At 62.4% G+C, this 13,019-nt stretch carries 12 protein-coding genes, 1 tRNA gene and 1 riboswitch; of the genes, 5 read left to right on the forward strand and 8 right to left on the reverse strand.

What is annotated here, in order from left to right; genetic code table 11:
- Both FEZ59_RS04525 and FEZ59_RS04530 read left to right on the forward strand, forming a co-directional pair.
- Complete coding sequence (locus FEZ59_RS04525) at window positions 1-1,347, forward strand: SidA/IucD/PvdA family monooxygenase (RefSeq protein ID WP_019747015.1); 1,347 nt, start codon at window positions 1-3, stop codon at window positions 1,345-1,347.
- Window positions 1,344-1,592: an MbtH family protein gene (locus FEZ59_RS04530; protein WP_003945538.1), complete on the forward strand. Its 249-nt coding sequence runs from the start codon at window positions 1,344-1,346 to the stop codon at window positions 1,590-1,592. Before FEZ59_RS04525 ends, FEZ59_RS04530 begins: the two co-directional genes overlap by 4 nt.
- 83 nt (window positions 1,593-1,675) lie before the next feature.
- Here FEZ59_RS04530 and FEZ59_RS04535 read toward each other — a convergent pair whose 3' ends face one another.
- Window positions 1,676-3,103: a threonine/serine exporter family protein gene (locus FEZ59_RS04535; protein ID WP_019747016.1), complete on the reverse strand. Its 1,428-nt coding sequence runs from the start codon at window positions 3,101-3,103 to the stop codon at window positions 1,676-1,678.
- Window positions 3,104-3,225: 122 nt separating this feature from the next.
- Here FEZ59_RS04535 and FEZ59_RS04540 point away from each other — a divergent pair.
- A tRNA-Thr gene (locus FEZ59_RS04540) sits at window positions 3,226-3,297 on the forward strand.
- A gap of 106 nt (window positions 3,298-3,403) precedes the next feature.
- On the opposite strand, the gene FEZ59_RS04545 is transcribed toward FEZ59_RS04540, so the two are convergent.
- From FEZ59_RS04545 to FEZ59_RS04565, 5 genes are all read right to left on the reverse strand, one after another.
- Window positions 3,404-4,201 carry a GAF and ANTAR domain-containing protein gene (locus FEZ59_RS04545; RefSeq protein WP_030534694.1) on the reverse strand — a complete coding sequence of 266 codons (798 nt, stop codon included), beginning with the start codon at window positions 4,199-4,201 and terminating at the stop codon, window positions 3,404-3,406.
- 476 nt (window positions 4,202-4,677) lie between these two features.
- The gene (locus tag FEZ59_RS04550) at window positions 4,678-5,493 is read right to left on the reverse strand and encodes a hypothetical protein (RefSeq protein WP_019747018.1); all 816 of its coding nucleotides are present in this window, start codon (window positions 5,491-5,493) and stop codon (window positions 4,678-4,680) included.
- Between the two features lie 47 nt (window positions 5,494-5,540).
- Window positions 5,541-5,855: a multidrug efflux SMR transporter gene (locus FEZ59_RS04555; protein ID WP_020906330.1), complete on the reverse strand. Its 315-nt coding sequence runs from the start codon at window positions 5,853-5,855 to the stop codon at window positions 5,541-5,543.
- 14 nt (window positions 5,856-5,869) lie between these two features.
- A riboswitch (guanidine-III (ykkC-III) riboswitch) is annotated at window positions 5,870-5,935 on the reverse strand.
- Between the two features lie 43 nt (window positions 5,936-5,978).
- Window positions 5,979-7,253 carry a hypothetical protein gene (locus FEZ59_RS04560; protein WP_172932288.1) on the reverse strand — a complete coding sequence of 425 codons (1,275 nt, stop codon included), beginning with the start codon at window positions 7,251-7,253 and terminating at the stop codon, window positions 5,979-5,981.
- A complete protein-coding gene (locus FEZ59_RS04565) occupies window positions 7,240-7,707 on the reverse strand; it encodes a hypothetical protein (RefSeq protein WP_242459688.1) in 468 nt (155 codons plus the stop codon). Before FEZ59_RS04565 ends, FEZ59_RS04560 begins: the two co-directional genes overlap by 14 nt.
- Window positions 7,708-7,868: 161 nt before the next feature.
- Here FEZ59_RS04565 and FEZ59_RS04570 point away from each other — a divergent pair, with 161 nt between their 5' ends.
- Both FEZ59_RS04570 and FEZ59_RS04575 read left to right on the forward strand, forming a co-directional pair.
- Window positions 7,869-8,585: a response regulator transcription factor gene (locus tag FEZ59_RS04570; RefSeq protein ID WP_007734368.1), complete on the forward strand. Its 717-nt coding sequence runs from the start codon at window positions 7,869-7,871 to the stop codon at window positions 8,583-8,585.
- Window positions 8,582-10,033 (forward strand): HAMP domain-containing sensor histidine kinase, encoded by a 1,452-nt coding sequence (locus tag FEZ59_RS04575; RefSeq protein ID WP_021342957.1) that lies wholly within the window; start codon window positions 8,582-8,584, stop codon window positions 10,031-10,033. The genes FEZ59_RS04570 and FEZ59_RS04575 overlap by 4 nt, the downstream gene beginning before the upstream one ends.
- 24 nt (window positions 10,034-10,057) lie before the next feature.
- On the opposite strand, the gene FEZ59_RS04580 is transcribed toward FEZ59_RS04575, so the two are convergent.
- Window positions 10,058-11,329, reverse strand: a complete 1,272-nt coding sequence (locus FEZ59_RS04580) for an alanine racemase (protein WP_242459689.1) — start codon at window positions 11,327-11,329, stop codon at window positions 10,058-10,060.
- An 86-nt stretch (window positions 11,330-11,415) separates the two neighbouring features.
- Window positions 11,416-12,891, reverse strand: coding sequence for an amidohydrolase family protein (locus FEZ59_RS04585; RefSeq protein ID WP_020906335.1), 1,476 nt, complete (start codon window positions 12,889-12,891; stop codon window positions 11,416-11,418).
- Between the last annotated feature and the right edge of the window lie 128 nt (window positions 12,892-13,019).

The following is a 13,019-nucleotide window of genomic DNA, read 5'->3' on the forward strand; positions in this document are numbered from 1 at the left end:
ATGAGTGAATCACCGAGAGACTCCAGCGCCGAACCCGCCGTGGTCGACATCGTCGGCGTCGGGTTCGGTCCGGCCAACCTCGCGTTGGCCATCGCTGTCGAAGAACACAATGCAAATTGTGCAGCCGTTGATCGGGTGAATGCGCGGTTCTTCGAAAAGCAGTCTCAGTTCGCGTGGCATCCCGGGATGCTGCTCGACGGTGCCACGATGCAGATCGCGTTTCCGAAGGACCTGGTGACGTTCCGTAACCCACAGAGCGGATACAGCTTCTTCTCGTATCTGTTCGAGCAGGGGCGGCTGGTCGACTTCGTCAACCACCAGACCTTCTTTCCCACGCGCCACGAGTTCAACGACTACCTGTGCTGGGCAGCTCGACGAGTCGACGCGGATGTGCAGTTCGGTACAACCGTCGACGGGGTCGAGGGCATCAAGAACTCCGACGGTGTTGTCGATCGCTTTGCGGTCCGCACAGCCGACGGTGAAACGGTGATCGCGCGCAACATCGTCGTCGGAGCCGGACTGAAAGAGCGGATCCCGGAATGGGCAACGCCGTCGTCCCGGTGCTTCCACAACCACCAGTTCCTCTTCCACCTCGAAGCAATGCCTGAGCCCGTGCACAACCGGTTCGTTGTTCTCGGCGCCGGTCAGAGTGCCGCGGAGATTGTCGACTACCTGCACGCGAACTACCCGAACGCCGAAGTCCACAGTGTTTTTGCCCGCTACGGCTACAGCCCGGCAGACGACAGCCCGTACGCAAATCGCATCTTCGATCCCGAAGCCGTCGATCAACTGCACGGCGCCGACGCCGCGGAACGACGTCGACTTCTCGATCTGCACCGCAGTACCAATTACTCGGTCGTCGACATCGAACTGATCAACAAGCTCTATGCCACCGAGTATCAGGAGATGGTTCGCGGGCCGCGGCGACTGTTCATGCGTCGGGCCTCGGAGATCACGAGTGCCGTGGAGACCGAATCCGGCATCGAACTGGCCGTCCGCAGCAACCTCGACGGTTTGACCGACACGCTGTCGTGCGACGCACTCATTCTGGCCACGGGTTTCACCCCGGCACCGCTGGACAATTTGTTGGGTGAACTCGTGCCGGATTCGTCCGTTCCGCGTAACGTCAGTCGGGATTATCGACTGGCTGTAACGGAGGACGTGACAGGCGGTATCTATCTGCAGGGTGGGACAGAACAGACTCACGGATTGACGTCGTCGCTGCTGTCGAACGTGGCAGTGCGGGCGGGGGAGATTCTGGCGTCGGTGCTGAGCCACCAGAACCGAACTGGTGCGCTTGCTAGTCTGGGCGCACAAGACACGTACGTAACGAGTGAGGCGAGATGAGCACTAACCCTTTCGATGACGAAGACGGCCGCTTCTACGTGCTGGTGAACGACGAGGACCAGCACTCGCTGTGGCCCACGTTTTCCGAGGTCCCCGCCGGCTGGCGCGTGGTGTTCGGTGAAGACAGCCGCAAGGCGTGCCTCGAATACGTCGAGGCGAACTGGACCGACATGCGTCCGAAGAGCCTGCGCGAGGCCATGGAAGCCGATCAGGCTGCCGGCGGAAAGCACGCAGTCGAGAGCTGATTCTCTCACTGCTCGGAAACCCCCGAGTGAACCGAAAGAGCTGGGCACCGTCAGGTGCCCAGCTCTTTCTGCTTGAATCTCTCTTACTTCTCGGTGACGGGAACGCGGCGTTTGCGCTTGCGGACCATCGGTCGGCGTAGCGAGTCCACGCGCATCAGGATTCGTGGACGACGCAGAGTTCGCGCTCCCCATTCGCCGAGCGTCACGCCAGCAGCCAGGGCGCAGCCGATACCGAATGCCGACAGCAAGGCAGTCAGACCGATCAGTACCTGGTCGTTGAGCAGCGCGTACAGGCCTCGGTACAGCGACAGACCGGGGAGTAGGGGAGTGATGCCTGCGACCGCGACGACCAGCGGAGGCGTCAGGGCGCGGCGAGCCATCAGACCACCGGCAAGACCGACGACGGTCGCCGCGATCGCTGCGGCGATCACGGGGCCGACGTCGAGTGTTTGCACGAAGATCGACACACCGCTGCCTGCCGCGCCGCCCAGGAATGCCGCGGTGAGTGCACGCCGCTCGGCGTAGCAGGCCAGAGCGTAGAAGACCGACGCACACGCGCCGGAGAGCATGAGGATCGGCAACTGGGTGATGGTCGATACTTCCACGTTGATCGGTGGAAGCGTCGAACCCAACATTCCGGTCATTCGCAGTGAGATCGCGACACCCGCGATGATGCCGCCCGTCATCATCACCACTTCGAAGAATCGCGCGACGGCCGTGATGGGCGCACCCATGATCGCGTCCTGGACCGAGCCCACCAGCGACAGCCCGGACAGCAGAACGACCACTCCGGCCGCGATCACCAGCGACGGCCGGATACTGATCCCCAGCTGATCTTGAAAGGTATAGAGCGTCGCGGCGGGCGCAGCCGCGATGAGACCACCGACAACCTGCTGGAAGAAGAACGGTAATCCGAACCGGTTCAGTACGCGGTTGACCCGATCGATCACCATCGTCGTCAGAAACGCGACTGTGGCAACGAGGAACCCGCCGCCGAGCAGGACGGAGACCGAAGCCGCCATCGCTGCCCAGGCCATGGTTGCGGTCCATCGGTTGTACGGGTGCGGCGCCGTCGTGATGGCTGTGAGTGCGTCGTGTGCTTGGTCCGGTGTGATCGCCTCACGGCGGATACGACGCGTCAGACGGTCGACAGCCGCCAGCCGCGTGAAGTCCATCGAGCGGTAGTGGACGATGCGCATCGTGCTCGCCGGCGGACGCGTCGGGCCGCGATAGGCAGAGAGCACAATCGAGTTGTAAGTGACGTCGACGTCACACTGAGCAAGGCCGTAGGTGGCGGCGATGAACTGCACCTGCTCCGCCGTGTCCATGGCCGCGGTCCCAGAGGCGAGGAGGACTTCGCCGACCCGAACCGCCAGGTCCAGAACTTCTGCGACGACGGCGTCGTCTGTGAGGTCGATCGGTTGTAGCGGCGCGGGAGCCGACGTGACCGTGTCGACGGTGGCTTGGCGGTTTCCCGTCAGGCGTGTGAGTGCTTCGGTGAATTTCGCCATCAGGGGGCGGAGTGGGAGTTGCGCATGGGGCCCACGCTATCTAACGTGACCCGGGCGCGGCCACCGTGACGGCTTGGATATGATGGCTCCGCAAAGTCAGTCGCGGCAACGCGTCGGTCTTCGCCTCCTTAGCTCAGTGGTAGAGCACTCGCCTTGTAAGCGAAAGGTCGTCGGTTCAATCCCGACAGGAGGCTCCGAAAGTAGAGGCACTCACCAAGATTCTGGTGGGTGCCTCTGTGTTTGCCGACGCACTGTGTTTGCCGAAGCACTGTGTTTGCCGAGATGCAGTGTTTGCCGGGTTCAGTTGGTCTCAGGCTTGTTCGTGACCTGGCGCGGATCGATCGCGCCGTCGATGTACTGCTGGGCGATCACTCGCAGTTTGACGTTGCTGCGCTGTGAGTCCTGGATGAGGATGCGGAAGGCGCGGTCGGCGTCGACGCGGTGGGTGCCCATGATGATGCCCTTGGCTTGTTCGATGACGCCTCTCGATTCGAGTGCACGCTCGAGGTCCATCGCGTGCTTTCTGGCGATGTCGAGGCGCTGCGAGCTGTGCAGCGCGTAGGACGAGGTGACGGCGAACAGTTGGAGCAATGCCACGTCGGCGCCGGTGAAGCCTCGGAGGTCATGGCTGTAGAGATTGAGGGTTCCCAGTGGGCGATCTCTACCGGGCAATGGCATCGACAGAAAGCTGACGGCGCCGACTGCTTTTGCCGCGCTTGCGAATTGAGGCCACCGGCTGTGGGCTTCGCTGGCATGCGCACGTACAACCGTGCCCGTGCGTGACGACGTCACACTCGGTCCGTAGTCCAGTCGGAATTGGATTGAGTCGACGGTGCGAACGAGTTGATGGGTGGCGGCTACGGTTCGGAATGTCGAATCCGAACCGCCGATGGTAATTCCGGCCATGTCGGCGTCGGCGATGAGATCGACGGCGTGTTTGCAGACCTGTTCGAGAAATTGCTCGGCCTGGGCATGTGGATCGAGGTGCGCGTACAGCGATTGCAGGGCGTCCGAGGCGGCGTCCAGGCTGTCCTGCGACGCAGAATTTCGGCCCCCGGTAGGGCCGCGGTGTTCTCTGGCAATGCGCGGCGCCGTCATTGTCTCAACCACCTTCCCCATCACGTCGCAGGCATGTCCGATTCGTCTTATTGTTGCACCGGACTAACTGTTGTGCACTCTGTTTGGGTGGACAAGTGTCTGGTGGGGCAGACGGTTATGCGGGTGGGATACGTATGCCTAATCGTGATGTTTGGTTCAGTCATTTGCGGGTAGTGCGCCGAGAATGGAATTGCGTTGTCCTGCAACAGTTAACGCGGAAACTGCGACCGCGGTACAAGTTTTCTCCGCAATGGCGCGCAGGTCGCGAACTTGGCCTATTGTCAGCGCCAGCGCACAATCTTGTACGCGTAACCCGCAGACAGTGAAGGGGATACGACGATGAACGGACTGATCGCGGCTCTGAACAGTGGAATGACCGTTGGCTTGGCCAACACGATTCTGACTTTCGGCGGAATCATCATCAATCTCAACATCGTGATCAACAACTGACCACGTAATCGGCGAGTAACCGTTTGTTATGCCGATTCGATCGGAAGGTCCGGCCCTGGGCGTTCGCCCTTGCTCTTGAGCCAGCGATTGGGAAGCTTGCCGGCCAGTTCTCCGAGTGGACCGACTGCAGCACTGAGGATTCCGACTGTTTCCTGCAGTACCTCGATGCTGGCGCTCATTCTCTCGAGGTTGGGAGCGAGCGAAGTCAACGTATCGGACAGTGCAACGATCTGGTCAAGCGGGCCGCCTTCGGCGATGAGCCGTTCGAAGGCGCCGTTCTCCGCCAAGAGCGTTTCGAGGATGCCGTTCTCGGCCAGTGCGCGATCGATGACACCGTCCTTGGCAGTCAGGCGTTCGACGGCACCGTCCTGTGCGGTCAGTCGTTCCAGCGGACCGTCCTCCGCCATCATTCGGTCGAGGAGACCGTCCGGGGCGAGCAACCGTTCCAAGGCGCCGTTCTCGGCGAGCACCCGATCCAACGGTCCGCCGGGAGCAAGAAGTCTTTCGAGTGGTCCGCCGGGAGCGAGAAGTCGTTCGAGAGTGCCGTCGGGTGCAGTCAGTTTGTCGACCGGGCCGCCGGGTGAGAGAAGGCGATCGAGCGGCCCACCGGGGGCCAAGGCCTGCCCGATGGGCCGATCGTCTGCAGTAAGCGATGACAACTGCTGGATCATCTGCATGGGTCCGCGAGGGCTGGCCAAGCCTGCTGCACCCGCCGTCACGGCACCGGTATTACCGACGGCGATACGAACTGTCGTGACCGTCAGCTCGGCGATACCCAAACTGATCTCTGCGGCTGCAATGCCCGCGCGTAGGGGAAGCGTGAGCATCTCCAGCAGTTTCATGCGTTAACTGTAACCGGTAACACACAAACACTCACCAGGATCGCCGGTCAGTGAAGGACCTTCAGACCGACCACACAACCGACGATGCCGAGGATCAGCAGAATCTTGACGACCGACGTGGACTCCGCACCGGTGATCATCGCGTATCCGACGGTCAGGGCGGCGCCGATGCCGACCCAGACCGCGTACGCAGTTCCGATGGGAAGGGTGCGCATTGCATACGCGAGGCCGGCCATACTGACGATCAGGCCGAGGATGAAGACAACGGTGGGTGACATCTTGCTGAATCCGTCGGACTTACCTAGCGCGGTAGCCCAGACAGCTTCGAAAAGTCCGGAAATGACGAGCACGATCCATGCCATGGTGAACAGCTCCCAAGGCACCGTCTTTTCGCTGGCCGGGTACGGTGCGCTCGTCCGGATGTCGTCGTTGACCACCCAACCATAGCAACAGAATTCTGTGTTCCGACCCGATCAGCTGGCGATTTAGGTCACCACAGCCGTTCGAACTCTCTTCAGATGGATGGTCGACATGGCCACCACGATCGTCGCCGTCGCAGCGAGAACAGTCAAAGGAATCGGCGTGGTCACGGCGGCCGGACCGTGTTCCTCGAGCGGAGCGGTCGACCACCCGAATTCCTGCGAGACAGGGTCCAGGAAGGTCGCTGAAACCGAGAACAAGGTAAGAGTGAAGGGAAGTACGGACCCGCTCGCGACTGCTCCGACGGCAACAGGCATGCATGACGCGACGGCCAGTCCCAGCGCAAGTGGGAGGACGAAGACGTAGGCAACCGTGGTCAGGGCGGCATCCAGCAATCCCGAGAGTGCGGTCACGGCAAACAGTCCCAGCCCGAGTTGGGGCATTGGTCTTTTCCAGCCGACGGCGACGCCCAGCGCCAGCGCAGCACCCACCGCGGGCACCGCCCAAGTCCAGTCGGATGAAAAGGAAATCGAGCTGATCGAAACCGCGCCGATTGCGAGTCCGGCGAGTATGAAGCGGGCGTCGTGTTGCGGCAAACGCCAAGCCAGTGCGACGGTAACGGCAACTGCGATCACCACCGCCGTCACCCAGGACCCATGCGATGTCGACGTCGAGCCCAACCACGCATACAGGGCCGTGAATGCCAGGGGCAGAACAACTCCCAAAGTCACCAGGCGTGTGTCGACGTCGTCCGTCTCTTGACCTGATCGTGCGACCAAGGCGACTCCGGCTACCAGAAGGGTTGCAGCGAGCAGTATCCAGACGGGAACCGTGGACGGCACGGGGTAGGTATCGCCCGGAAGTGTGAGCGACCACCTTGCGACGCGATCGCGCCACAAGTCTGCGGCGCCGAAGTACAGGGTCGTCGCGGTCACCCCGAGTGCGAGAGCAATTTGTGCTGCGCGGTGACTCTTCGTCGGATATGCCGCCGCCGCGAGGAAAGTGCCGGCTCCCATTGCGTTCAGGGTCACCGATATCGAGGCGGAGACAGTGACGAATGCTGGTAGCGCGATGACGAGGGCGCCAACGGCAGCGAAGACACTCGCGAGTCCGTCACGTCCCCAGCGATGTAGTAGCGCAACACCGACCACCGCAACCACAGCGGCAGTTGCTCCCGCCCACTGCGGCGTGATCACCACCGAGGTGAGGCCGTCGTCGGAGAACGAGAAGTCGTCAACTCGAGACTCGGCCACTGCGTACGCGGCCACCACACCGCCGACCAGCGCGGACGCCACCGAACCGTAGAGCTGTGCGATTTGAACTGGGCTACGTTGCTGCATAATTCGTCGAATTTTTGCACAACTCGCCGATACGACTGATCGTCGCATCGCCGTGCGGATCCATCCACACTGGTTCCCCGTCTCGAAGTCGAGGAACAAGCAGATGGCGCCCTCGGCTCGGCCACTGAACGAAGTCGTACCCGGCCAATTTGGTCTGAACGATATCGGCGACCCACACCGCAGCGTCCGCGAATGCAGTATCCATCGACAGTGCGTTGAAGTGGCTGAATCTGCCGATGTCACGTGCGCCTTGCCAGCCGATCGTGACGTTGTAGTCGCTGTTGATCGAAAATTCCCAGATCAGACGATCGACAACAACTTCAGGTCCGAATCGCAGGCAACGCAGATCTTGGGCTACAGCCGCGAGGGCTTGTGCCCAAGACTCCGGTGGCGCGAAGCCGGGATCCTCGCCGGGATCGGAGTTGTTGGTGAACAGAGGAATACGCCAGGTCAAGCATTCCATGTTCCACAGTCATTCCATGTTCCACAGTGGAGGTAGTGACATGCCGCATCCTTCCGGTTCGTGGGCCTGTACCCCAGCTTTTCACCTGCACTCAGCCGTTCACAGGAAGCTCCCAGGGAACATACAGCGAGAATCCAGTGGCAGGGGAGAAGATGGTTCTCGTGACCGACAAGACCCCCGAAGCCCGCATCCTCGTCGTCGACGACGAACCCACCATCGTGGAGTTGCTCTCCGTGAGCCTCCGATTCCAGGGTTTCGAGGTGGCGACTGCTTCGAGCGGAGCCCAAGGCCTGGACGTCGCGCGGACATTCCGTCCCGACGCGATTGTTCTCGACGTCATGATGCCCGGGATGGACGGCTTCGGTCTGCTTCGACGCCTCCGTGCCGACGGTGTGGACGCACCGGTCCTGTTTCTGACGGCGAAGGATTCGCTCGACGACAAGATCAGCGGCCTGACCCTCGGCGCGGACGACTACGTGACCAAGCCGTTCAGCCTCGAAGAGGTCGTGACGAGGTTGCGGGTCATCCTGCGCCGCGCCGGCCGCGGTGTCGCACCGGAGCAGTCGCCGCGGGTGAAGTTCGCCGACATCGAACTCGACGACGACACCCGCGAGGTCTGGAAGAAGGGCGAATTGGTTGCACTCTCACCCACCGAGTTCACACTGCTCCGATACTTCATGGTCAATGCCGGGACGGTTCTCAGTAAGCCTCGAATTCTCGACCACGTCTGGAACTACGACTTCGGCGGGGAGGTCGGAGTTGTCGAGTCCTACGTGTCCTACCTGCGGCGCAAGGTGGATACGGGGGAGACACCGCTGATTCACACATTGCGTGGGGTCGGCTACGTGATGCGTGAACCGCGGCAATGATCGCCGCCGCGGAAAACGATCAGCTTCCGAAGCGGGGTCGTTTCCGTCTCCATTCACTGCCGCTGCGTTTCACCCTGGTTGCGGCCTTGCTGGTGTTGGCGGCGCTGGGTCTGTTGGCGTCTGGCGTCGCGGTCACTTCAGCTCTCGAGAATTCACTGACCCAGCGAACCGACAAAACGCTGTACGAGGCGGTCGACGGCTGGGCAAAGCCGCACACCAGAGATTTGCAGCCACCCAGCGATGTCGGTCCGCAAACTCGTCCGCCCAGTCCCTTCTTCGTTCGGACGGTGACCCCGGACGGGAAGGTGTTCACTCTCAACGACAAGTCGACGACAACCGAACCCGACCTGTCGAAAGATTCCACCAACGGCCCGATCACCGTCGGATCGAGCGACGGTTCGGACGTGAACTGGCGAGTTCTCACGACGGTTCGCGACGACACGACCACGACTATCGGTGTGCGACTGACGGATATCGAACAGACCGTCGACGACCTGGTCGGCCTGCAACTCGGCATCGGCCTGGTTGTCCTGCTGATCCTCGGCGGCGGAGCGTATTTCGTGGTTCGTCGGAGCCTTCGTCCGCTGGTCGAGGTTGAGGAAACTGCCGCTGCCATTGCCGCCGGCGACCTTCATCGACGGGTCCCGGAGCGTGACGACCGCACCGAGGTCGGCCGATTGTCGGTGGCGCTCAACGGAATGCTCGCGCAGATTCAACACGCATTTGCCGCGACCGAGGCTTCGGAGGAATCAGCACGGCGTTCCGAGGAGAAGATGCGTAGGTTTGTCGGCGACGCGAGCCACGAGTTGCGCACACCCTTGACGACTATTCGTGGGTTCGCCGAGTTGTATCGCCAAGGCGCCATGACGGATACGGAAACGCTGATGAACCGGATCGAGGGCGAGGCGTCGAGGATGGGACTTCTGGTCGAAGATCTGCTCATGCTGGCAAGACTCGACGAACAGCGTCCACTCGAGAACAAGCCGGTGGATCTGCTTGCAGTTGCGGCGGATTCGGTACAGGCGGCACGAGCGATCGCACCGGATCGAACTGTCGAACTTCAGATGACCGGCGGCCCGGGCCTGCCCGAAGTGCAGGGTGACGAGGCCAGGCTGCGTCAGGTAGTCGCCAATCTGGTGGGCAACGCGATCAAACACACTCCGCCGGATGCGCAGGTCACCGTTCGTGTCGGTACGACCGAGAACTCCGCGGTGGTCGAGGTTTCGGATACCGGTCAGGGTTTGAGTGACGAGGATGCCGCGCGGATCTTCGAGCGTTTCTACCGCGCCGACACCTCTCGCACCCGTGAGACCGGGGGCGCCGGTCTCGGCCTGTCCATCGTTTCGGCTTTGGTTGCAGCGCACGACGGAACCGTCAGCGTCGAGACCTCCCTCGGGCAGGGGACGACGTTCCGCGTCGAATTGCCGCGTGACCCGAAGGACGACTGACGCCGGATTACCGCAACCGGCCCCTCAGAAGTAGGTGTGCACCGTGCCGACGACGCGGTAATCCGAATCGACCTCGGGAATCAGTGACCACTTGTCGAACGTGGTGCAGGGATGCGAGATTCCGCACCCGAGCAGATCGCCGACCTTCACGTCGAAGTCAGCCGGAACGTCGACGTACGCGTGCTGGTCGTTGAGCGCGGTGATGGTCAGTTCTCGCGCTGGTCGGTTGGATCCGTCGCGTCGGCGCCACAGGACTATGGGAAAGCCTGCGTCGGAACCGACATCGCGGCGGCCGAAGCCCAGGATCACCCGTCCGGGTTCAGGTATTGAGAGCACTACGCCCCAGACCTCTGCGGCTCCCTGCAGAGTTCGTGGTCCGTCTGCCCATGGCGAAGTCTCGGCATAGAGACCGTGATCGTGAGTGATGTAGCAACCGCTGCGCAGCACGACGCGTACACCGTTGTCGAGTGCCCACCGGCCGGCCAGCTCGCGTACAACCAGATCGTGAAACGCACTGCCGCCGAAAGTGACCAGTGGCCGGGGAGCCTTCGCGGAGTTGTTCTCGAACAGGTTCTCGGCAACACAGATTTCCGTGAAAACCCGCGCGGATTTGAGATACGAATCGACGGAGATACGGCGGGCTGCTACCGAGGCTCCGGGCATCATGCCCTCGAACCCCTCGACTCCGGTGAGAATCAACGAAGGTGCCTGCGATGCTGCGCGTGCGACGTCGAGTGCTTGCTCGACAGTGCGAGCGCCCGCGCGTCCGCTGTCGTAGCCGAGTTCGACGAGAACCCGGATACGGCTGGCCGGTGAGACTTTCGCGATCAACTGTTCCATCAGGCGGACGCTCTCGACCGAGTCCACGAGGGTGGTGACGAAGAAATCGGGGTCGGTGGCCTGTGCGTCGCAGATCCACCGAATGCCGGCGGGATCGAGAACCTGGCTGGCGATGATGATGGTGTCCACACCGAACTCACGCAGAATGCGTGCCTGCGCAACGGTTGCCGCCGTCATCGCCCAAGCCCCGGCGTCGAGTTGCCGACGAACCAGTTCGGGGCTCATCGTGGTCTTCGCGTGGGGCGCCAGATCCACATCGTGATCGGAGCAGAACTGCGCCATGAGGTCGACATTGTGCGCGATCGCTGCACGATCGAGTGTCATCACGGGTAGCAGGAGGTTGCCGTCGAGCGCAGAGATCCCCAGTGGCTCCAGGTCGGAGCCGTCGCGACCTTCGAGGTCGGTGCCGAATGCCTTGTGCTGCCAACCGATCGGGGGGTTCGCGAAATCCGTCATGGCATCGATTGTGCCGTTGATTGCAGACGATGTGTTCATGTGTGGTGACTTTCTGTCAGAACTATGCAGGTCAGAACGAGATCCGGCTATGAGCGGCGTACCGGGCGACCGGGCAACGCGTCCTGGACCACGGCACCGCCTTCGACGACGGGTACGCCGCCGACCAGCACGCGGCTGATTCCGGTGGAGGGACGGGTGCCGTCGATGTAGGTGGCGTTGTCGGTGATTCGCTCGGGGTCGAAAACGAGGATGTCCGCGTCGCTACCGGGGCTGATCCGACCTTTCGTCGCCATCGAGGGAACCGACTCCTCCAGAATCTGCGCGGGGATCAACGAGCAGCGCGCGATGATCTCCGACAGCGACAGCAGTTGACGCTCGCGGTACAGCGTACGAATCGCTCGCGCATAGGTGCCGGCGCCGCGTGGGTGGCCGAGCGCCTTCTCCGGCAGTGGCCACTGCAACGCGTCCGCTGCGGTACGACCGGGCCAGGTCAGTGGCATCGCGTCGCTCGCGATGGCGGCACGGTCGAAAGTCATCGCGCGTTCGAGGAATTCGCGCTGCACGGTGTCGTTCTCGTCGAGGAACTCCACCAACACCAGTCCGCCGGGGTCGGTTGCCCGAAGATGTTCCAGCTGCTTGCGGTCCGCGATACGTTCACCGGTGGGCACGAAAGTCAGCGATCGTGGTGTCAGATTCATCAGATGCAGCTTGTCTGGATCGAGAAACGCAGCTCCGACGGCCGTCGAGCCTGACCCGTACGGATACGCCTCTGTCGTGACGCGAGATCCGGCTGCCTGGACCTGAGCCACCACGGACAGTGCATGGTCGACGTGCATTCCCGAGGTGCTGTTGACGTGGCAGTAGTGCATGTGCGCGCCGGTTTCGGCTGCTGCACGGGCGATTTCGACGGCGCCGTCCACCGGGCTCGACGGATCGGCCGAGATGAGTGGGCGCGCATGGGTGTAAGTGGGAACTCCGGCTCGGGCCGCGAGATCCGCCACCTGCAGGTACTCGGCCGGATCGGATTTCGGGGCGTATCCGACCACCACGCCGATGCCGAGAGCGCCTGCAGCGAGATCGTTTTCGAGGAGTTCGAGAATGTGGGCGCGCTGGGAGGCAGTGGGTTCGCCCTGCCAGCTCGGGGAACCGACATGGTGCAAGAGAGTCCTGATGTCGCCATCGGGATCGGCGCCCGAGAGTTCGATCATGCGTGCGTGCGCCCACGACGTCGCGTAGCCGTAGTTGATCGGGCGCCCCTCGGCACCGGCACGCGCATATGCCTTCGCAACAGGAATGACGCCTGCCTCCAGTTCGAGGGCCGTCGTCACTCCGTCCAACGCCTGAAGTCGCTGCTCGGCGATTTCCTGTCCGTGGCTGTGCAGGTCGATGAATCCGGGGCAGATCACCTGACCGGTCACGTCGATCGTCTGCCGAGCCTCGATCGCGTCGTGACCCCACGCCGAGACCTTGCCGTCGGTGATCGCGATGCCCCGAACCTCGTCGGTCCCCGATGCGGGATCGACGACGCGGCCGCCGGTGAACACGATGTCGTGGACCTGCATCAGCGCTGCACTCCTGTCGTTGGTCGAACCGCCTGGCCCGGCGAATGTCCCGATGGTTTCACGGCTCGGGTATCGGATTCTGGTGTGAACGTCCCAAATGGAGGCCGACTCACCGTTCGACCGGACAA

The sequence above is a fragment of the Rhodococcus sp. MS13 genome (genome assembly GCF_013277835.1).
Taxonomy (GTDB): Bacteria; Actinomycetota; Actinomycetes; order Mycobacteriales; family Mycobacteriaceae; genus Rhodococcus_F; species Rhodococcus_F erythropolis.

Coding starts and splice junctions, on each gene's coding strand:
- FEZ59_RS04555 (WP_020906330.1), bottom strand. CDS start 5,855: ATGGCATGGATCGTGCTCGTCATTTCCGGACTTTTCGAAGCTGTCTGG.
- FEZ59_RS04550 (WP_019747018.1), bottom strand. CDS start 5,493: ATGAAACTGCTGGAGATGCTCACGCTTCCCCTACGCGCGGGCATTGCA.
- FEZ59_RS04580 (WP_242459689.1), bottom strand. CDS start 11,329: ATGACGGATTTCGCGAACCCCCCGATCGGTTGGCAGCACAAGGCATTC.
- FEZ59_RS04560 (WP_172932288.1), bottom strand. CDS start 7,253: ATGCAGCAACGTAGCCCAGTTCAAATCGCACAGCTCTACGGTTCGGTG.
- FEZ59_RS04570 (WP_007734368.1), top strand. CDS start 7,869: ATGGTTCTCGTGACCGACAAGACCCCCGAAGCCCGCATCCTCGTCGTC.
- FEZ59_RS04545 (WP_030534694.1), bottom strand. CDS start 4,201: ATGACGGCGCCGCGCATTGCCAGAGAACACCGCGGCCCTACCGGGGGC.
- FEZ59_RS04585 (WP_020906335.1), bottom strand. CDS start 12,891: ATGCAGGTCCACGACATCGTGTTCACCGGCGGCCGCGTCGTCGATCCC.
- FEZ59_RS04575 (WP_021342957.1), top strand. CDS start 8,582: ATGATCGCCGCCGCGGAAAACGATCAGCTTCCGAAGCGGGGTCGTTTC.
- FEZ59_RS04525 (WP_019747015.1), top strand. CDS start 1: ATGAGTGAATCACCGAGAGACTCCAGCGCCGAACCCGCCGTGGTCGAC.
- FEZ59_RS04535 (WP_019747016.1), bottom strand. CDS start 3,103: ATGGCGAAATTCACCGAAGCACTCACACGCCTGACGGGAAACCGCCAA.
- FEZ59_RS04530 (WP_003945538.1), top strand. CDS start 1,344: ATGAGCACTAACCCTTTCGATGACGAAGACGGCCGCTTCTACGTGCTG.